The organism is Prauserella alba (genome assembly GCF_024171735.1).
GTDB lineage: Bacteria > Actinomycetota > Actinomycetes > Mycobacteriales > Pseudonocardiaceae > Prauserella > Prauserella alba.
Window position 1 is genome coordinate 1,099,049 of sequence record NZ_JAMTCH010000004.1, and the last position, 20,180, is coordinate 1,119,228.

The 20,180-nt window shown below is 71.3% G+C and carries 17 protein-coding genes; 8 read left to right on the top strand and 9 right to left on the bottom strand.

Translation table 11 applies throughout. From position 1 onward, the window contains the following. Positions 1–18: 18 nt before the first annotated feature. The gene (locus LY12_RS13935) at positions 19–765 is read left to right on the top strand and encodes a DUF4253 domain-containing protein (protein ID WP_253856684.1); all 747 of its coding nucleotides are present in this window, start codon (positions 19–21) and stop codon (positions 763–765) included. Between the two features lie 24 nt (positions 766–789). Then, positions 790–1,746 (top strand): DUF72 domain-containing protein, encoded by a 957-nt coding sequence (locus tag LY12_RS13940; RefSeq protein WP_253856686.1) that lies wholly within the window; start codon positions 790–792, stop codon positions 1,744–1,746. 47 nt (positions 1,747–1,793) lie between these two features. On the opposite strand, the gene LY12_RS13945 is transcribed toward LY12_RS13940, so the two are convergent. Continuing rightward, positions 1,794–2,372 carry a type 1 glutamine amidotransferase domain-containing protein gene (locus LY12_RS13945; protein ID WP_253856688.1) on the bottom strand — a complete coding sequence of 193 codons (579 nt, stop codon included), beginning with the start codon at positions 2,370–2,372 and terminating at the stop codon, positions 1,794–1,796. A gap of 76 nt (positions 2,373–2,448) precedes the next feature. On the opposite strand from LY12_RS13945, the gene LY12_RS13950 reads away from it, so the two are divergent. Beyond that, positions 2,449–3,414 (top strand): o-succinylbenzoate synthase, encoded by a 966-nt coding sequence (locus LY12_RS13950; RefSeq protein WP_308292114.1) that lies wholly within the window; start codon positions 2,449–2,451, stop codon positions 3,412–3,414. 33 nt (positions 3,415–3,447) lie between these two features. Here the strand turns inward: LY12_RS13950 and LY12_RS13955 are convergent, their stop codons facing one another. Next, on the bottom strand, positions 3,448–5,829 hold the full coding sequence (locus LY12_RS13955) for a xanthine dehydrogenase family protein molybdopterin-binding subunit (RefSeq protein ID WP_253856690.1): 2,382 nt from the start codon (positions 5,827–5,829) through the stop codon (positions 3,448–3,450). A 389-nt stretch (positions 5,830–6,218) separates the two neighbouring features. Further along, entirely contained in the window at positions 6,219–7,853 is a 1,635-nt protein-coding gene (groL, locus tag LY12_RS13960) for a chaperonin GroEL (protein WP_253856692.1), read from the bottom strand. A 339-nt stretch (positions 7,854–8,192) separates the two neighbouring features. On the opposite strand from groL, the gene LY12_RS13965 reads away from it, so the two are divergent. Beyond that, positions 8,193–9,188 carry an NAD-dependent epimerase/dehydratase family protein gene (locus LY12_RS13965; protein WP_253856694.1) on the top strand — a complete coding sequence of 332 codons (996 nt, stop codon included), beginning with the start codon at positions 8,193–8,195 and terminating at the stop codon, positions 9,186–9,188. Positions 9,189–9,237: 49 nt separating this feature from the next. Here the strand turns inward: LY12_RS13965 and LY12_RS13970 are convergent, their stop codons facing one another. The 4 genes from LY12_RS13970 to LY12_RS13985 form a co-directional block, all read right to left on the bottom strand. Then, positions 9,238–11,073: a serine/threonine-protein kinase gene (locus LY12_RS13970; RefSeq protein ID WP_253856696.1), complete on the bottom strand. Its 1,836-nt coding sequence runs from the start codon at positions 11,071–11,073 to the stop codon at positions 9,238–9,240. A gap of 149 nt (positions 11,074–11,222) precedes the next feature. Next, the gene (locus LY12_RS13975) at positions 11,223–11,429 is read right to left on the bottom strand and encodes a cold-shock protein (RefSeq protein WP_253856698.1); all 207 of its coding nucleotides are present in this window, start codon (positions 11,427–11,429) and stop codon (positions 11,223–11,225) included. Between the two features lie 248 nt (positions 11,430–11,677). After that, a complete protein-coding gene (locus LY12_RS13980; protein WP_253856699.1) occupies positions 11,678–12,271 on the bottom strand; it encodes an AIM24 family protein in 594 nt (197 codons plus the stop codon). A 3-nt stretch (positions 12,272–12,274) separates the two neighbouring features. Continuing rightward, a complete protein-coding gene (locus tag LY12_RS13985; protein ID WP_253856701.1) occupies positions 12,275–12,952 on the bottom strand; it encodes a TIGR00266 family protein in 678 nt (225 codons plus the stop codon). Positions 12,953–13,046: 94 nt separating this feature from the next. Here LY12_RS13985 and moeA point away from each other — a divergent pair, with 94 nt between their 5' ends. The 4 genes from moeA to LY12_RS14005 all read left to right on the top strand — a co-directional run bounded on the left by moeA (position 13,047) and on the right by LY12_RS14005 (position 18,689). Beyond that, positions 13,047–14,252 carry a molybdopterin molybdotransferase MoeA gene (moeA, locus tag LY12_RS13990; protein ID WP_253856703.1) on the top strand — a complete coding sequence of 402 codons (1,206 nt, stop codon included), beginning with the start codon at positions 13,047–13,049 and terminating at the stop codon, positions 14,250–14,252. A gap of 104 nt (positions 14,253–14,356) precedes the next feature. Further along, positions 14,357–15,103, top strand: a complete 747-nt coding sequence (locus LY12_RS13995) for a phosphatidylserine decarboxylase (protein ID WP_253856705.1) — start codon at positions 14,357–14,359, stop codon at positions 15,101–15,103. A 6-nt stretch (positions 15,104–15,109) separates the two neighbouring features. Beyond that, the gene (gene pssA, locus LY12_RS14000; RefSeq protein ID WP_253856708.1) at positions 15,110–16,093 is read left to right on the top strand and encodes a CDP-diacylglycerol--serine O-phosphatidyltransferase; all 984 of its coding nucleotides are present in this window, start codon (positions 15,110–15,112) and stop codon (positions 16,091–16,093) included. Positions 16,094–16,385: 292 nt separating this feature from the next. After that, on the top strand, positions 16,386–18,689 hold the full coding sequence (locus LY12_RS14005) for an AAA family ATPase (protein WP_253856717.1): 2,304 nt from the start codon (positions 16,386–16,388) through the stop codon (positions 18,687–18,689). Between the two features lie 82 nt (positions 18,690–18,771). Here the strand turns inward: LY12_RS14005 and LY12_RS14010 are convergent, their stop codons facing one another. Both LY12_RS14010 and LY12_RS14015 read right to left on the bottom strand, forming a co-directional pair. Then, positions 18,772–19,521, bottom strand: coding sequence for a LytR C-terminal domain-containing protein (locus tag LY12_RS14010; RefSeq protein WP_253856719.1), 750 nt, complete (start codon positions 19,519–19,521; stop codon positions 18,772–18,774). Next, positions 19,518–19,829: a DUF3263 domain-containing protein gene (locus tag LY12_RS14015; RefSeq protein WP_372493526.1), complete on the bottom strand. Its 312-nt coding sequence runs from the start codon at positions 19,827–19,829 to the stop codon at positions 19,518–19,520. Before LY12_RS14015 ends, LY12_RS14010 begins: the two co-directional genes overlap by 4 nt. Positions 19,830–20,180: the final 351 nt, after the last annotated feature.

Here is a 20,180-nt window from a genome sequence, read left to right on the forward strand (position 1 = left end):
CGAACTAGCGTTCGAGGCATGAGCACACCGACGACGACCGCCACCTCTCTCACCCTCCCGCCCGGGCGCATGCACCAGGCGCTGTGGGTGTCCGACGACCCGATCACCGACCCCTCGCTGTACCTGGCCTGCGTGGCTGCCTTCCCGCGTACCGGCCGCTGGCCCGTGCTGATCCCCCGTGATCTGCGATTCGAACTGGCGGGGCAGGACTGGATCGACGACCGCCCCTGGAACCCGCCCACCGACGACCTCATCGGCCTCGACGAGGCGGGCGACGTACTGCGCTCCTGGTGGCGCGGGCCGTGCTGCGACGGCACCTGCCTGGAACCGTTCGGCGCCGAGTTCCCCGGGCTGGCGCGGCGGTCACCCCGCAAGTCGGACCCGCTCGCCGAGGCCGGCAACACCGGCTCCCGCCTCGTCGCGTCCGGGAGCTACCGGCTCGGCATCGCCGAGGCACAGCGGCCGGCGGACGTCCCGGCCGCGCTCGGCTGGCAGGGCATGCTGCGCACCACCGACCGTGCCGAGCTGCTGTCGGCGGTGCTGCGCAGCTGGGAGGACCGGTTCGGCGCGACGCTGATCCGGCTCGGCTACGACGAGATGACACTGTCGGTCGCCGCGCCACCGAAGACGCGCCACCGCGCGGAGCTGCTCGCGGCCGAACACCGCGCCTTCTGCCTCGACCAGTTCACCGCCCAACCGGACACGCTGCGCGCCGTGGCGGGCGGCCTCGTCGGTGAACGGCTGTGGTCGTTCTGGTGGCAATGAGGCCCGCGATGGCAGCCTGGGGACATGTGCGCCGCTGCTCACGGCAAGACCGGCCGGGCCGGCACGACGGCGATACGGATCGGCACGTCGGGCTGGGTCTACCCGCCATGGCGAGGCACGTTCTACCCGCGGGGGCTGCCGCAGCGCCGCGAACTCGAGTACCTGGCGAACCGGCTGCGTACCGTCGAGATCAACGGATCGTTCTACTCACTCCAGCGACCCGAGCGGTATCGCGCGTGGTTCGAGCAGGTGCCGGACGACTTCGTGTTCGCGGTCAAGGGCGGGCGGTTCATCACACACATGAAGCGGTTGCGCGAGGTCACCGAACCACTCGCGAACTTCTTCGCATCGGGGGTGACGGCGCTCGAGCACAAGCTGGGCCCGGTGCTGTGGCAGCTTCCGCCGACACTGCAGTTCGATGCGGACCTGCTCGCCGACTTCTTCGATCGCCTCCCACGCAGCACGAACGAGGCGGCGCGGTTGGCGAGCGACCACAACACGGTCCGCTTCGAGCCGCACACGACCGTGCAGAAGGACCGGCCCCTCCGGCACGCACTGGAGGTGCGCCATCCGAGCTTCGCGACCGCCGAGGCCGTGGAGCTGCTGCGGCAGTACGGGATCGGGCTGGTCGTCGCCGACGCAGCGGGCGAATGGCCACAGCTCGACGACGTCACCGCCGACTTCGTCTACGTGCGGCTGCACGGTTGGCAGCAGCTGTACGCAGGTGGCTACCCCGACGGGGAACTGGCCGCGTGGTCCGACAAGGTGCTGGCGTGGCGCTCGGGGAAGTCGCCGCGCACGGACCGTACCGTCGCGCGGGCGGCGCCGCGGAAGGTCCGCGACGTGTTCGTCTACTTCGACAACGACGAGAAGGTGAAGGCGCCCGGCGACGCGATGGAGCTGGCCCGCAGAACAGGCGTCGAGGTCACACCGCCGGACGCCGACGACACCGGGTCATCCGGAACTCGCGACGCCGGATAGGCGACGTCCGCCGTTGCTCGTCCCTTCGGCACCCGGGCGGATCGCGGTCAGGCCGGTGCGGCGTGCGGATGCTCCGTCTGTTGCGCCAGCTGCTCGACCAGTTGCTCGCAGAACGCCGGCAGGTCGTCCGGGTTGCGGCTCGTCACGAGCCCGCCGTCGACCACGACCTGTTCGTCCACCCAGTCGGCACCGGCGTTGCGCAGGTCCGTCTGCAGGCTGGGATACGACGTCAACCGCCTGCCCCGGAGCACTCCGGCCTCGATGAGGGTCCACGGCGCGTGGCAGATCGCCGCGACGGGTTTGCCCGCATCGACGAACGCCCCGACGAACCGCACCGAAGCCGGGTCGGTGCGAAGCAGGTCCGGGTTCGCGACGCCGCCGGGCAGCACGAGGCCGAGATAATCGTCCACAGACGCCTCCGAGACCGGCTTGTCGGCCCGGAACACGTCGGCCTTGTCGAGATGGTTGAAAGCCTGCACGTCGCCGTACTCGAACGAGATCAGCTCGGGCAGACCCTCGGCGTCCTGCACCGCCTTCCACGGCCTGGTCAACTCGACCTGCTCGACACCTTCGGGCGCCACCAGGAAGGCCACTCGACGGCCACTGAGCCTGCCGGTCACAGTCACCACTCCTCTCATGTCGGTTCGATTCGCGCGTACCCGGCGTGGCTGCCCTGCGAAACGCACGCGGACAATGGCGCTCGTGAACGACAAGGCGACCGGCGTCGACGTGTCAGGTGTGTTCTCGCTCCCCATGCGGAACCGGTTCCGCGGGATCACCGTGCGCGAGGGCGTGCTGCTACGCGGGCCAGCGGGCTGGGGCGAGTTCAGCCCGTTCCGCGACTACGGCGACGCCGAAGCGGTGCCGTGGTTCACGGCGGCGGTCGAGGCGAGCCGCGACGGCTGGCCGGAACCGGTGCGCGATGCGGTCGAGGTCAACACCACGGTGCCCGTGGTGTCGCCGGAGCGAGCGCACGCGCTGGTGTCCGCGTCGGGCTGCCGCACAGCGAAGGTGAAGGTCGCCGATCCGCGCTCGTCGCTCGCCGACGACTGCGCCCGCGTGGAAGCGGTCCGCGACGCGCTGGGAACCGGCGGCGCGGTCCGCGTCGACGCGAACGCGGCGTGGGACGTCGACACCGCGGTCACCGCGCTCCGGGAGCTGGACGGTGCGGCCGGTGGGCTGGAGTACGCCGAACAGCCGTGCCCCTCGGTGGCCGAACTGGCCGAGGTGCGGCGCAAGGTCGGCGTGCTGATCGCGGCGGACGAGTCGATCCGGAGGGCCGAGGATCCGCTGCGGGTCGCCGTGGCCGGTGCCGCCGACGTGGCGGTGCTGAAGGCCGCCCCGCTGGGTGGCGTGCGCCGGGCACTCGACGTCGCGGAAGCGTGCGGGCTGCCGTGCGTGGTGTCGTCGGCCGTCGAAAGCAGCGTCGGCCTCGCCGCGGGGCTCGCGCTCGCCGGAGCGCTGCCCGAACTCGACTTCGCCTGCGGGCTCGGCACCGCGAGTCTGCTCACCGCCGACGTGACGAGCGCACCGCTGTCGCCCGTGGAGGGCCGCATCCCGGTGCCGCGCACGGCGCCGGAGCCGGACCTGTTCGCCGACCACGCGGCCGATCCGGACACCACACGGTGGTGGGACGAGCGGCTCCGTCGCGTCGAAGCCGCCCGCTGAGGACACCTACTCGTCCGGGTGCGGGGCAGTCCGTCAGACGGCCGCCTCGTCGGCGTGCGGGTTGGGGCCGGCGTCGCGGACGGGCAACGTGGCGAATGCCGCGGGCGGGTCGCGCCACGGATCGGCGGGCGTACCCGCCTGTGCCGCACGGACCGCCTGCCATACCCGTTGCGGGGTGAGCGGCATGTCGATGTGCCGTACGCCGAGGTGTTTCACGGCGTCGACCACGGCGTTCTGCACGGCCGGAGTCGACCCGATCGTCGCCGATTCGCCGATTCCCTTGGCACCCAGCGGGTTCAGGGGCGAGTCGGTCTCCGTGTTCGACACCTCCAGCGTCGGCACCTCCATCGCCGACGGCACCAGATAGTCGGCGAGCGTGCCGGTGGACGGGTTGCCGTCCTCGTCGTAGGTGTAGTGCTCCCACAACGCCTGCGAAATGCCCTGCACCGCACCGCCGTGCTGCTGACCACGCACGAGCAGCGGATTCAGCACCCGGCCGCAGTCGTCGACCGCGATGTGCCGGGTCGGCGTGACCTTGCCGGTCTCGGTGTCGACCTCGACCACGGACACGTGCGCCCCGAACGGGAACGTCGCGCCGTCCGGCGTGAAATCGGTGTCGGCGGCGAGGGTGGTGCCGTTCTCGGCTGCGTAGGAGGCGAGCTGGGCCCAGCTGACGGTCGCGCTCGGCACGCCGAGCACGCCGAGTCCACCATCTCCCGTGACCTCGATGTCCTCGACGGCCGCCTCGAGCTTCGTCGCCGCCAGCTCCTTGGCCTTCGCCACCAGCAGTTCGCTGGCCTCGCGGACCGCGCTGCCACCGATCTGCAGCGACCGCGAACCGCCGGTACCGCCGCCGCGCGGAACCTGCGCCGTGTCCGACTGCACGAAGTCGATCCGCTCCAACGGAATGCCCAGTGCGTCCGAGGCGAGCATCGAGAACGACGTCGGGTGCCCCTGGCCGTGCCCCGAGGTGCCGACCTTGATCGTCGCGCGGCCGTCGTCATTCATCTCCACCGCGGCGAACTCGCTGGTGCCGCCGCCTGTGATCTCGACGTACGTGCTCACCCCGATCCCGAGCAGCGTCGTCTCACCCGCATCGATACGGCGCTGCTGCTCCTTGCGCAGCTCCTCGTAGTCGGCGGCCCGCAGCGCCTCGCGCAGCGGCAGGTCGTAGTCGCCCGAGTCGTACGTGGCCCCGACGAGCGTCTGGTACGGGAACTGGTCGGGCTGCAGGAAGTTCTTGCGCCGCAACTCGACCGGATCCATCCCCAGCTCGGCGGCGCCGACGTCGATGATCCGCTCCAGCATGGCCGCAGCCTCGGGCCTGCCCGCGCCCCGGAACGCACCGGTCGGCGTCGTGTTCGTCAGCGCGGCGATCGCACCGAAACTGATCTTCGGGATCCGGTACACGCCCTGCGCCATCAGCCGCGTCGGACCGAGCGGGAACCCGCCGCCGAAGCCGGCGTAGGCGCCGCAGTCGCCGACGACGTTGCAGTGCAACCCGGTGATCGTGCCGTCCGACTTCAGGCCCAACTCGGCGTACTGCACCTGGGCGCGGCTCTGCGGCATCGCCTGCAGGTTCTCCGAACGCGTCTCGACCCACTTGATCGGCCTGCCGAGGCGCTGCACCGCGGCGATGACCACCTGGTGTTCGGCGATCATGCCGATCTTGCCGCCGAATGCGCCTCCGACGTGCGGGGTGACCAGGTGAACCCGTTCGGCGTCGACGCCGAGCTGTATGGCCGCGAGTTTCCACGGCACGTGCGGCATCTGCGTCGACACGTGGATCGTCATGTCGTAGTCGCCGCCGAGGTAACCGCCACCCGGTTCGACGGCGATCGCGTTGCCCTCCATGGGCACGACCGCCACACGCTGGTTCTCGATCCTGGCGCGCGCCACGACGTCGGCGTCGCCGAGGGCCTCCGCGCCGACCTCGTCCCGTTCGCCTGCCGCGATGTTCGACCCCAGGTCCGGGAACTGCAGCGGCGCGTCCTCGGCGAGCGCCTCCTCCGGATCGGCGACGACGGGCAGCGGCTCGTAGTCGACGTCGACCAGTTCCACGGCATCGGCCGCGGCCGTGGGTGTCTGTGCCACGACGACGGCGACGGCGTCGCCGACGAACCGCACCCGCTCGCTCGCCAACGGCATGCGCACGCAGTCGGGATTGACGACCATCAACTGGCGCACCGGTGACAGGTCGAGGTCGGCCGCCGTGTACACGGCCAGCACGCCGTCGGCCTGTTCGGCCTCGGTCTTGTCGATGCCCGTGATCTCGGCGTGGGCGAACGGCGAGCGCACGAACACGGCATGCGCGGCACCCGGGATCGGCAGATTGTCGACGTAGGTGGCTTCGCCGCGCAGCAGTTCGGGGTCCTCGACCCGCCGCACCTCGGTTCCGAGCACAGATCCAGGCATGTGACCGACACTAACCCGTGGCGTTGATCATGCCTAGGGATCACGCCCCGGAGGCGCACCCGTCCCCCGAACAGCGGAAGCCGCCGGACACGGCGCCCCACCGGCCGCACCGCGTGATTCGCCGGCACGCTGCGCAGCGCACTCCGCCTCGGCCCACGTCACGACGAGAACGGCCGCGATTCGACCACCGGAGCGTGACACGAGCGCAGAACACGCACGTCTGCGTGCAGAACACGCGCGAAGGTGCAGCCGCGCGGCAGCGGGACGTTGGGGGTGGTGGTCGGGCGACGGGCGGGCGCAGGACATGCGGGCGAGGTGGGTTCGCACAAAAAAAAGCGAGCCCCGGGGCACTGGGTGCTCCCGGGGCTCGCTTCGGCTTCAGGCCTGAATCACATCATGCCTTCCATGCCGCCCATGCCGCCCGTGGGGTCGGCAGCGCCGCCGCCGTTCTTCTCGGGCTTGTCCGCGACCACGGCCTCCGTGGTCAGGAACAGGCCGGCGATCGAAGCGGCGTTCTGCAGCGCGGAACGCGTGACCTTCGCCGGGTCGAGAACGCCGGCGCCGATCAGGTCCTCGTACTCGCCCGTGGCGGCGTTGAGGCCCTGGCCCTGCGGCAGGCTCTTGACCTTCTCCACCACGACGCCGCCCTCGAGACCGCTGTTGACGGCGATCTGCTTGAGCGGGCCCTCGACGGCGACCTTGACGATGTTCGCACCGGTCGCCTCGTCGCCCGTGAGCTTGAGGCCGTCGAACGCAGCCTTGGACGCCTGCAGCAGAGCGACGCCACCACCGGCGACGATGCCCTCCTCGACGGCGGCCTTGGCGTTGCGCACCGCGTCCTCGATGCGGTGCTTGCGCTCCTTGAGCTCGACCTCCGTGGCGGCACCGGCCTTGATGACGGCAACGCCGCCGGCCAGCTTCGCCAGGCGCTCCTGCAGCTTCTCGCGGTCGTAGTCGGAGTCGCTGTTCTCGATCTCGGCGCGGATCTGGTTGACCCGGCCCTGGATCTGCTCCGCGTCGCCGACACCGTCGACGATCGTGGTCTCGTCCTTGGTGACGACGACCTTGCGGGCCTGGCCCAGCAGCGAGATGTCGGCGTTCTCGAGCGTGAGGCCGACGTCCTCGCTGATGACCTGGCCGCCGGTGAGGACGGCCATGTCCTGCAGCATCGCCTTGCGGCGGTCACCGAAGCCCGGGGCCTTGACGGCGACGGACTTGAAGGTGCCGCGGATCTTGTTGACGACCAGCGTGGCCAGGGCCTCGCCCTCGACGTCCTCGGCGATGATCAGCAGCGGCTTGTTGGTCTGCATGACCTTCTCGAGCAGCTGGACCATGTCCTTGATGTTCGAGATCTTCGATCCGAACAGCAGGATGTACGGGTCCTCGAGCACGGCTTCCTGACGCTCGGCGTCGGTGGCCATGTAGCCCGAGACGTAGCCCTTGTCGAAGCGCATGCCCTCGGTGAGCTCGAGCTCGAGGCCGAAGGTGTTCGACTCCTCGACGGTGACGACGCCTTCCTTGCCGACCTTGTCGAGCGCCTCGGCGATCAGCTCACCGATCGTGCGGTCGGCGGCCGAGATCGAGGCGGTGGCAGCGATCTGCTCCTTGGTCTCGACCTCGTGAGCGGCCTTGTGCAGCTGCTCGGTCACGGCCTCGACGGCCTGCTCGATGCCCTTCTTGAGGGCGATCGGGTCGGCGCCGGCGGCGACGTTGCGCAGGCCCTCCTTGACGAGGGACTGGGCGAGCACGGTGGCGGTCGTGGTGCCGTCACCCGCGACGTCGTCGGTCTTCTTGGCGACTTCCTTGACGAGTTCGGCCCCGATCTTCTCCCACGGGTCCTCGAGCTCGATCTCCTTCGCGATCGAGACACCGTCGTTGGTGATCGTCGGCGCGCCCCACTTCTTTTCGAGCACGACGTTGCGGCCACGCGGGCCGAGAGTCACCTTGACGGCCTCGGCGAGGGTGTTGAGCCCGCGCTCGAGTCCGCGGCGGGCGTCCTCGTCGAACGCAATCAGTTTGGCCATTGGGGTGTGGTCCTCCGGTAATCGGACACGTCACAGGCCAGGCTCGGTGCCCGCGACGGACGACCAGCCCGGGATCTCCCGGACGTGGCCTCACCGTCCCGACCTTCAGGCACCGGTCGGCGACCGGGTACCTAGCACTCGACGGTGCCGAGTGCCAATCTCGTGTTTAGCACTCTCCGGGTGAGAGTGCAAGAAAGGGGTCCCCCGACACGGCCGTGCCACAGTGCCCCCAGGGGCACTTTGGTGGCACTCAACGCAACCAAAGTGCCCCTGGGGGCGACAGCCTCCGAAATCGAAACAGATTGACACGGGCGTACCAGAAACGCTTCGATCGCGAGCATGGAGCGATACCTGGTCACCGGCAGCGCAGGCCACCTCGGCGAAGCAGTGGTGCGCACGCTGCGCGAACGGGGCGACGACGTCGTCGGCCTGGACATTCTCGAATCCCCCTTCACGACGGTCACCGGGTCGATCACCGACCGCACCGTCGTGCGGCGCGCGCTCGACGGCGTAACCCGCGTCGTGCACACCGCGACGCTCCACAAGCCGCACGTCGGGTCGCACGCGCGGCAGGACTTCGTCGACGTCAACGTCACCGGGACCCTGGCGGTCCTCGAGGAGTCGGCCGCGGCCGGGGTGCGGAACGTGGTCTTCACCAGCAGCACGAGTGCGTTCGGCCGCGCACTCACGCCCGCACCCGGCGAGCCGGCCGCGTGGATCACCGAGGACGTCCGCCCGGTGGTACGCAACATCTACGGCGCCACGAAGATCGCCGCAGAGGACCTGTGCGAACTGCTGGCCCGAGATCTGCGCCTGCCCGTGGTCGTCCTGCGCACATCGCGGTTCTTCCCCGAAAGCGACGACCGGGACGACGTGCGCAGCGCCTTCGACGACACGAACCTGAAGGTCAACGAGTACGCCTACCGGCGCGTCGACCTCGAAGACGTCGTCGACGCCCACCTGATCGCCGCCCACCACACCCCACAAGCCCACCACGACTCGGAAACATGGTTCGACCGGTTCGTCATCAGCGCCACGACGCCGTTCACCCGCGACGACGCCGCCGAACTCGCCACCGACGCCCCTGCCGTGTTCGCCCGTGTGCTGCCGGAACTGGCCGCCAGGTACGAGGAGTGGGGCTGGCGCATGCTGCCCGCGCTCGACCGTGTCTACTCCAACGAACGCGCGCTCACGACGCTCGGCTGGCGGCCGCGCTACGACATCCGCGCCGCCGCCGAACTGGCCCGCACCACCGGTACGGCACGCAGCCCGATGGCACAGGCGGTCGGCGCGAAGGGGTACCACGCGGAACCGACCGGCGTGTACACGCTCTGAACCGCATCCGGCCGCGACGTACCGGCCCGGAACCGGGCGGGCCGCGGGCTCAGTTCTCCGGCTGCACCGGGATCGACTTGGGCAGCGTCCGGCCCTGCGACGAGTCACCGGTCGGCGCGGACTGCGAGCCACCGGGGCCGACCGGGATCTCCGGGACCGAACTCGACGTGCCCGGCTCGCCGCCAGGGTCGCCGCCACCCGCCGGCTCCTCGTCCCCGCCGGTGAGCAGCAGGATCGTCACGACGACAGCGGCTGCCAAGACGACGGCCAGCCCCGCCCAGAGCCACCACTTGCCGCCGCCGTTGCCATCGCGCTGCCCGCCGGGACCACCGGGTCCACCCGGCCCGCCGGGGCCGGGTGGACCTCCCGGTGGCGGGAAGCCTCCGGGAGGGGGACCGCCCGCCGGCATTCCGGGCTGCGGAGTCCCGAACCCGGGCTGACCTCCCTGCGGCGGCCTGCCAAGCCCCGGCGGCGGGGTCTGGGCGGGATTCCCCGGCGGCGGCGTCCCGTACGGCGGCTGCCCGGGCCCCTGCGGCCGCGGACCACCGGGCGGCCCCTGTGGTCCCGGACCGCCCGGGCCACCCTGCTGTCCCGGTCCGCCCGGACCCGGCGGGCCTCCCTGAGGTCCGTACGGACCCGGTTGTCCCGGCTGCTGAGGATGCACGAGGCCTCCCTCTCCCTGTCGCGACGCCGTATCCGGTCGTGACGCCGCATTCTGCCGCGCCGTGTCGCCGTGCCGCGCCGTGTCGCCGTGCCGCGCCGTGTCGTCGTGCTCCGAGGTCAGGCGCCGGATGCCGCCGAGCTCCGTCCCGGACGGCGGGGTCGCGGCCTGCCCCGCGGTGACCTGTTCCGTGATCGGCGTCCCCGTCGCCGCGCCGTCACCTGCCGAACCGCCGCTCGCCGCGGCCGCACCTCCGGCAGCAGCACCTCCGGCACCAGCAGCTCGGGAAACAGCGCCACCGGCACCGCCCGCCGCAGCACCACCCGCCGCAGCCGAGTCAGCGGCACCCGCGCCCGCACCTGCGGACCCGCCGCGGGTCAGAGCCTCGCGAGCGGCGGCGATCAGCTCGACACAGCCCGCGTAGCGCTCCCCGGGGCGCTTCGCCATCCCCTTGCGCACGACGTCGTCGATGTGTTCGCCGAGGCCCGGCAAGGCACGCGAGAGCGACGGCGGTTCACGGTTGAGATGACCCGCGATGACGGTCTGCACGTCGCCGGTGAACGGCGGCCTTCCCGCAAGGCAGGAGTAGAGCATGCACGCGAGCGCGTACTGGTCGGTGCGGCCGTCGAGGGGTTCGCCGCGGAGGTGTTCGGGCGCCGCGTAGGTGGGCGAACCGAGGAAGTCGCCGCCGCGGGACGACCGCGTCGCTGCGCCGCGTTCGGTGAGGCCGAAGTCGGCGAGGTAGACGTGTTCGAGCTGGTCCCGCGCCCGCTGGCGACTCGCGACGAGCACGTTGGCCGGTTTGACGTCGAGGTGGACCAGCCCGTCGCGGTGCAGCGAGTCGAGGGCGTCGGCGACCTGGTCGAGCAGGCCGACCACGCGTGCCGGATCCATCGGACCGCCACCGCAGAGGCCGGCGAGGTCGGCACCGTCGACGTAGCGCATGGCGATGTAGAGCAGCCCGTCGAGCTCGCCGAAGTCGTAGAGCGGCACGATGTTGGCGTGGTCGACGGCGGAGGTGTTGCGTGCCTCGTCGACGAACCGGTCGCGGAACTCCGGATCGGCGCCGGCGTGTTCACCGATGATCTTCAGGGCGACCCTGCGGCCGAGACGCACGTCCGTGGCCTCGTAGAGCACGCTCATGCCGCCGCGGCCGAGCGCACCGTCGATGCGGTAGTTGCCCAGCTGCCGACCGGTGAGGTCCCCCGACACATCGCCTGACACAGCGCGCAGCCTAGCGGTCGGACCGCTGGTCGGACGCGAAGTGTCGGAAAGCCCCGGCTACCGTTTCCCGCGGCAGGGAACCGGCGAACCGGGTGCGGACCGCGCACGCGATGTGCCGGAGGAGCCCCGGTCGTGAAGAAAACCGAAAGCTACGAGACCTTCTTGACGTCGGCAGCCTGACTGCGGCCGTCCCGCCCCGCGGCGATCTCGAACTCCACCCGATCACCCTCGTCGAGAGTGCGGAATCCCTCTGCCTGAATCGCGGAGTAATGCACGAAAACGTCGGGCCCCTCCGGGGACTCGATGAAGCCGTAGCCCTTTTCCGCGTTGAACCATTTGACCGTGCCGACTGCCACGGTGTCCTCCTTGTAGCAAACCGAAAAACGCTCCGAGCACAGCCTGTCTGCGCTCCAAGCGTCGATCACGCTACCGGAATCACACGGCTCGGCAATGGTCAATTTGCGGTAACGGGTTCGCCGACATATCGCCGCCCGTCGGACGCGCTGAGTGACAGCGGGAAAATCCCATTCACCCACATAGCCCACAACGCACGTGCGGTGGCTGGAAGAAGAAGTTCCCCGGAACTCGCCGAAACGCGGGAGAATCAGCGCCTGGCCTGGACCAGAACCGTACCGGGGCCCGCGAAATCGAGCGCCAGCCCCTGCCCGGTGCGCACGGACTGTGGCCCCGCCGGATCGATCGCGCGCAGCCGGACCTGGATCGTGTCCGGATAGGCGACGAGGAACGCGGGCCGCACCGTGATCATCTCGCCCGCATCGAGGTTGAGCAGGTCGACGGGGCCCCTCGCACTCAGCACGAGCGAACCCGCACCGCTGTAGTGCTCGAGGAACCCGTGATCGCCGCCGAACAGGTGCTGCAGCCCCGACCACGACGCGTCACGCCGGATCGACGCGGGACGCGCCAGCACCCGCGACTCCGGCACCGTCGACACGCACCACCCGCTGCGCCCGTCGAAGCCGAGCGGGTAGACGTCCCCCGCCGTCTCGGGGGCGAGGTCGACCCAGCCGCCGCCAGCGGGCGCGGTCAGCACGGTCGGCTCGCCGCGCGCGGGCCGGGACACCGAGACGCCGAAACTGCTCGCCATGATCGCCTTCGCGGGTGCCTGCACCGCCTCGCCGTCGGCGAGCACGATGCGGGCGACGCCGAACGTCGGCGTGTGCCGGGTGTGGACCTCCATGCCCTACCGTCCGGGCACCTGCTGCACGACCCACGCCGCCAGGGCCGACGGATTGCGGGTCTGGGTCATGATCTGGCCGGGGCCCGCGAAGTCGAACACCAGCCCCTCGCCGCTCTTGGCGCTCTGCACCATGCCGCCGGAGATCTTGCGCAGCTGCGACTGGACCGTCTCCGCGTAGGCCACCACGTGACCGGAATCGATCGTGACCATCTCGCCCGGCTGCAGGTTGACGACCTCGAGCGCGCCGTAGCAGGACACGAGCACCGGCCCCTGGCCCGCCGCGTAGGTCAGGAAGCCGCCCTCCCCGCCGAACAGGTTCTTGAACCCGCCCCACTGGGTCTGCAGGTTGACGGTGTGAGCCGAGGCGATCCACGACCCGCGGGTGACGCACCAGCCCATCCGGCCGTCGAGGTTGATCAGCTGCAGGTCGCCGGGCAGGCACGCCGCGACGTCGACCCAGCCCCCGTTCTGCGGCGCGGTGTAGGTGCTGATGAACATCGACTCGCCGCCGAACACGGCCCGCCCGAGCCCCTTCATCACACCGCCCTGCGTGGACGCCTGCACCTGCATGCCGTAACTCGTCGCGACCATCGCACCCGCTTCCACCTGGACGGGCTCGCCCGGGGCGAGCATGATGCGCCCGACCGCGAACGACGGCTGGTGCCGCAGCTGTACCTGCACGAAACCTCCCCTGTGTGACTCGGATCCCCGCCTCCCCGGGGGCTCCGAGCGGGGAGAGTCTGACACAACCGCTCCCGGCGAGGAGGATGACCGCGTGATCTCCGTCGACGAACACCGCGCACAGGTGACCGAACTGCTGGGCAGGCGGCCCGCGGTGAGCAAACCCGTCACCGAATGTGCAGGACTGGTACTGGCCGAGGACGTCGCGGCGACCGTGTCGCTGCCGCCGTTCGACAACTCCGCGATGGACGGCTACGCGGTGCGCTCCGCCGACGTCGCGGGCGCGAGCGAGGACGCACCCGTCGAGCTGGCCGTCGGGACCGACATCCCGGCCGGCCGCGTCGACGTGCCCGCGCTGCCCCCGGGAACAGCCCACCGCATCATGACCGGCGCCCCCATGCCCGAGGGCGCCGACACCGTGGTGATGGTCGAGCGCACCGACGGCGGCACCACCCGTGTCCGGGTGCACGCCGAGTCCGCACCGGGCACCCACGTGCGCCGCACCGGTGAGGACGTCACCGCGGGCACCGTCGCGCTCAGCGCGGGCACCGTGTGCGGACCCGCCCAGCTCGGCCTGGCCTCGGCCGTCGGCAGGGACACCCTCGCCGTGTACGTACCGCCGCGCGTGCTCGTGGTGTCGACCGGCACCGAGCTGGTGCTGCCCCCGGAACCGCTCACCCACGGCCGGATCTACGAATCCAACAGCGTCATGCTCGGCGCGGCGCTGCGGGCGCTGGGGTGCGAGGTGAGCACGGTGCGCAGCGTCGCCGACGACATCGACAGCTTCCGCGCTGCCATCGAACCGCGACTCGCCGACGTCGACCTCGTCGTCACCTCGGGCGGCGTGAGCGCGGGCGCCTACGAGGTCGTCAAGGACACGCTGACCGGAGCGGGCGTGACGTTCACGAAGGTCGCCATGCAGCCGGGCGGCCCGCAGGGCAGCGGCACCTGGGACGGCGTTCCCGTGGTCACGCTGCCCGGCAACCCGGTGAGCGTGCTCGTGTCGTTCGAGGCGTTCCTGCGGCCCGCGATCCTGACCTCGCTGGGCCACGCCGACCCCGAACGCACCCGGATGCGCGCGCGGCTGCTCGAAACGCTCACCTCCCCGCCCGGCAAGCGGCAGTTCCGCCGCGGTTTCTACTCGCACCCCGACGGCGACGTGACCGGTGTCGTCGGCCCGCGCGGCGGTCCGGCCTCGCACCTGCTCGCGGCGCTGTCGCAGGCCAACTGCCTGATCGTGCTCGACGAGGACACCACGGAAGTGGCTGCCGACTCCGAGGTCGACGTGCTGCTGTTGTGACGGACGGGCGACCGGACGTGAGGCGGCCACCGGGGTGTTACCCCAGCGGAGTAGCGTGGGCGCGTTCGAGGTTCACCTACGCGAACGGAACAGACGACCGCACCATGGCTTCCGACGGCAAACCGGCGTCCACGGCTTCCGCAGCCTCCAAGGCTTCGGCGGCACTCGGCCACGCCGCAGCGATCACCAGGGAAACGCTGCCGCCGATGCACCCGGCCGGCAGACCGTTCGTGCTCGGCGGCCTCGCCGCGACCCTCGCACTGCGGAAGGTGTCGAAGGGACTCGGACTGCTCGCCGGCCTGGGCACGCTCGCCACGGCCGCGTTCTTCCGCGAACCGCACCGCGTGCCGCCGCAACGCCAGGACCTCGTCGTCGCGGCGGCGGACGGCACCGTGTCGCTGATCTCCGAGGCCGTGCCGCCCGCCGAACTCGGCCTGCCCGGCGTACCGCTCACCCGGGTGAGCGTGTTCCTGTCGATGCTCGACGTCCACGTGCAGCGCTTGCCGGTCACCGGCACCGTGCAACGGGCCGCCTACCGGCCGGGCACGTTCCTGTCCGCCGACCTCGACAAGGCCAGCGAGGACAACGAGCGCAACTCGCTGCTGCTGCGCACCGACGCGGGCCACGACGTGGTCGTCACGCAGATCGCCGGGCTGGTCGCGCGCCGCATCGTGTGTCAGGTCGCCGAGGGCGAACACCACGACGTCGGGACGACCTACGGGCTGATCCGCTTCGGCTCCCGCGTCGACACCTACCTGCCGCCGGGTAGCCGCGTTCTCGTCCGCGAGGGACAGCGCACCGTCGGCGGCGAGACCACCATCGCCGAAACCGCCCCCGCTGCGAGGGACTGACCCGTGATGTCCCGGACCACTCCCGGCGTCCGGCTGCTGCCGAACGCCATCACCGTGCTCGCGTTGTGCTCGGGGCTTTCCGCCGTGCAGTTCGCCCTCACCGGTGCCTACGTGCTGGCCATCGGCGCCATCGGGGTCGCCGCGATCCTCGACAGCCTCGACGGGCGCATCGCCCGCCTGCTCGACGCGTCGTCGAAGATGGGCGCGGAGCTCGATTCGCTGTCCGACGCGATCTCGTTCGGTGTGGCGCCCGCCCTGGTTCTGTACGTGTGGCTGCCGGGTGACGCCCGGTTCAGTTGGGTCGTCGCGCTGATCTTCGCCGTGTGCATGGTGCTGCGCCTCGCCCGGTTCAACACCCTGCTCGACGAGGAACAACCGCCGTTCGCGAGCGAGTTCTTCGTCGGCGTTCCCGCTCCGGCCGGCGGGTTGACGGCGCTGCTGCCGGTGATCGTCACGCTCGAATTCGGCACCGGCTGGTGGTCGTCGCAGCCCGTCGTGTGGGTGTGGACGGTCGCCACGGCGGCGTTGCTGATCAGCCGCATCCCGACGCTGTCGCTGAAGAAGCTGCGCGCTCCGGCGAAAGCGGTAGCGCCGCTGCTGGTGGGTGTGGGGCTGCTGGCGGCCGCGGTCATCCAGTACCCGCTGATCGCGCTCGCGGCTGCGCTGGTGCTGTACCTGGCGCACATCCCGTACGCGGTGCGCCGCTACCACTGGCTCGCCGCGCACCCCGAGGCGTGGGACGTGCCGGGACGCGAACGCCGTGCGATGCGCAGGGGACTGCGCGGACAGCGGCGCCTCGGACTGCGCAAACCGCGACTGCGCCGGGTGGCCGGTGCGGCGCGCAGGGCCGTCCAGCGCTCGGACGGCAGCTCCGGGACCGGGCCCGCCACGCCGCACGTGTCCCGGGTGTATCCGCCCGACGATCCGGCGCGGACGTCGTCCCGCAAGCGTGGCTGGCGCCGCATCGGACTCCGGCAACGCGAACGCTGAGCGCAGGCGGGCGGCCCGCGGCGGCCACCACGTGCAGCACACCCGCCGCGGGCACTCTCGCCGCGGGCGCTCCTGCCGCGGGCAGCCCCTGTCGCGGGCGCTGGTGTCGCGGGCGCTGGTGTCGCGGGCGCTGGTGTCGCGGGCAGCCCCTGCCGCCGGCGCTGGTGTCGCGCGAGGGGAAGTCTTGGGGCGTTGAATGCCCCCAAGGTGCCCCTGGGGGCGCCCGCCGGCCCGCCCGCCCCTCATGGACACGCCGCGCATGGCTGTGTTCACACCTCATAGAGTGGCGGCTGTGACGTCCTCGGCTCAGATCACGCTCACCGTCCGGCACACCCCGTCCGCGCTCGACTCGCGCCGCGGCGTCGTCCGCATGCACCCCGAAGTGCTCGACGCCCTCGGACTGCGCGCCTGGGACGCGGTGCGTCTCACCGGCGCACGGGCCAGCGCCGCGCTCGCCGCACCCGCCGAGGACGGCGCCCCCGGGGTCGTGCTCGCCGACGACGTCACGATGTCGAACCTGGGCGTCACAGAGGGTTCGGAGGTCGTCGTCGCACCGTGCGATGCGACCGTCGCGCGCACCGTCACCGTGTCCGGCTCCCGCCTCGCCACGATGTCGCTCACCGCCACGACCCTGCGGCAAGCGCTTGCGGGCAAGGTGCTGACCGTCGGGGACGCGGTGTCGCTCCTCCCCCAGGATCTGTCCCCACCCCCGGGAGCCGACGTCGCGGCCGTCCGCGGCACGCTGTCACGCACCGTCGGCGCGACGTGGACGACGGAACTGCTCACCGTCACGGCCACGGAGCCGGCGACGGGCCCTGTCGTGGTCGGCCAGTCCACGGTCGTCCGCTGGCGCGGCGACCGCACCACACCTGCCGCCGACACCGTCACCGACCCGGGCACGACGGCACAGTCCCAGTCGGCACCGTCGTCGGCCCCCGCGCGTCCCGCACCGGCGACCGCCGAACCCGAGGTCGCCGAGATCGCCGTCACCGAACCGTCCGACACCGCCGACACCGTGCCCGTGTCGGAACTCGCGGGGCATGCCACCGCCGCCCGCACGCTCGCCGAGTGGTTCGACCTCGCCTTCCACCGGCCGGACCTGCTCGCCAGGCTCGGCACGTCCGCACGCCTCGGCGTGCTGCTCGCCGGTCCGGAAGGCGTCGGCAAGGCCACTCTCGCCCGGTCCGTCGCCCACTCCGAGAAGGTCCGGGTCGTGACCCTGGCCGCGCCGACACTCGCCGTGCTCGAACCCGATGCCGCGCTGAACCGGCTGACCCAGGCCGTCGACGCCGTCACGTCCGGCGACGGTTCCGGCGTCCTGCTGCTCACCGACGTCGACGCGCTCCTGCCCGCCCACCAGCAGCCACCAGTCGCCACCGTCCTGCTCGACCGGATCCGGGACGCGCTCGCCGAACCGGGATTCGCGCTGGTCGCCACCACGGCCCACCCCGAATCGGTCGACCCGCGACTGCTGGCCGTCGACCTGCTCGATCGCGAACTCACGCTCGCCCAGCCCGACGCCGGCGTGCGCACCGAACTCCTGCGGATCCTGCTGCGCGACGTCCCCGTGGAATCCGATGTGGATTTCGGGGTGATCGCCGAGCGCACACCGGGTTTCGTCGCCGCCGACCTGCTCGCGCTGCGCCGCGACGCCGCCGTCCGCGGAGCGTTGCGCCAGCGCGACGACGAACCGGCAGGCGGCGACTCCGAACCCGCGATCGCCCAGCAGGACCTGCTCGACGCCCTCTCGTCCGTCCGTCCGATCTCGATGTCCGAATCGGACACGCTCGCCACCGGCGGGCTGACGCTCGACGACGTCGGCGGCATGGACGACATCAAGCAGTCACTCACCGAGGCCGTCCTGTGGCCGTTACGCTACCCGGACTCGTTCGCACGCCTCGGCGTCGCACCACCACGTGGCGTGATGCTGTACGGCCCTCCCGGCAACGGCAAGACCTTCCTCGTGCGTGCGCTCGCGGGCGAGGGCGCGCTGAACGTGTTCGCCGTCAAGGGCGCCGAGCTGATGGACAAGTTCGTCGGCGAATCGGAACGCTCCGTACGGGAACTGTTCCACCGGGCCGCCGAGGCGGCGCCCTCGTTGATATTCCTCGACGAGGTCGACGCACTCGCACCCCGCCGTGGCCAGGGCAACGACTCCGGCGTGGCCGACCGCGTCGTCGCCGCGCTGCTGACCGAGCTCGACGGCGTCGAACCGCTGCGCGACGTCGTCGTGCTGGGTGCCACGAACCGGCCCGAACTCGTCGACCCGGCGCTGCTGCGGCCCGGCAGGCTGGAACGGCAGATCTACGTGCCACCGCCCACGGCCGAGGCCCGCGCCGACATCCTGCGTTCGGCAGCCAAGAACACGCCCCTCGCCGACGACGTCGACCTCACCGAGCTGGCAGCAGCCCTGGAGCGCTACTCGGCGGCCGACTGCGCGGCCCTGATCCGCGAGGCGGCGCTGACGGCGATGCGCGAATCACTGGAGGCCACCGAGGTCACGGCGGCGCACCTGGACAAGGCCCGCACGGTCGTCCGTCCGTCGCTCGACCCGCAGCAGCTGGCCGACCTGGAGGAGTACGCCAGGAACCGGTGAGGCCGTCCCTCGCCGTGGAGCGGCCGGGGCGAGCTCGCCCCGGCACGCGCCGGGCGTCGACCGCGGTGCCGGCGTCCGAGCGTCAGCGGTTGTCCGCGTAGTCCTTCGTCACGATCACGATGACACCCGGACTCGAATCCTGAATCCCCTTGAACCGCTTCGCGACCTCGATGCCGACGCCGTCGGCGAGCACGCGGGCCGCGTGCTCCTCGTCGGTGCCGGGACGGAAGTACGCGGTGCTCTTCGGGATGACGCCATCGGAGTAGTTCGACTCCTCGACGACGTTCCAACCCTGCGCGCGCAGGTCATCAGCCGCCGTGCGTGCCAGTCCGCGGATCGTGGAGTTGTTGTACACCCGCACGTGGACTGACTTGACGTTCACCTTCTGGTTCTCGCCACCGTTCGCGGCGCCGCCGTTGCCGCCACCGTTGCCGGTGCCGTTGCCGGTTCCGTCCGAACCGCCCGCCGATCCGTCGCCACCATCTGCGCTGCCGCCGTCGCCCGAGTCGTCACCGCCGCCGTTTCCGGAGCCGCTGCCGTCGGAGCCGCTGCCGTCGGAGCCGTCGGAGCCGTTGCCGTTGCCGTCGGAGCCGTTGCCGTTGTCGCCCGATCCGTTGCCGGAGTCGGGCCGCTGCTCGTCCGGCGAGCCGGACTGGCCACCGTCTCCGTCACCCGGCGTGTTCGTCTCGGACGTCTCCTGTGCCGCAGGCTGCTGGTCACCACCGCCGGTCACCAACGTGACACCGCCGATCACCGCGGCGATCACCGCGACCGCCAGCAGGCCGAGCCCGGCGGCGCGCATGGGCCTGGACAACCCGTCGAAGATGCTCATGACAGCTCGATCCCCAACCGGCGCGCTGCACGCACCCGCTGCCGCGACGCGCGTGCCTTCCGCAACCGCTTCACCAGCATCGGGTCGGCACGCATGGCTTCCTGTTTGTCGATAAGTCGGTTCAGAATCTGGTAGTAGCGCGTCGGGGACATCGCGAACAGTTCACGGATGCCCTGCTCCTTCGCGCCCGCGTACTTCCACCACTGCCGCTCGAACGCGAGGACTTCCCGCTCCCGCTCCGTGAGCCCCTCATCCGGCCGCGTCCCGCCCTCGGACACGGCATCTTCAGACGCTGCCTCTTCAGACACGGCGCCTCGGGACACTGCACCTTCAGGCACCGCGCCCTCAGGCAATCCGTCCGCCGAAACCCCGTCCGCCGACGAAGACGATCTGCCCTTGTCCTCCGTCGACTCCGCGGCGTCCATGTGGCTCCTCGCAGGGGTTCTCGGCGAATAACACGGATGTGGTTTCCGCAGGCGCCATTAGATCACGCAAGGCCGTCCTCAGTGGTGTAACCCGCCCCGGCGCGTCCCGCGTCGACAGCGGCGAGCCGCACGTGACGTGAACCGCGCCACAACCGGCCACTCCGGGGCCGTCCACCACGCAAACGCCCCGTGACACCGGGCACAGCCACCACCCCTCGTCGAGCCACCGCGCGC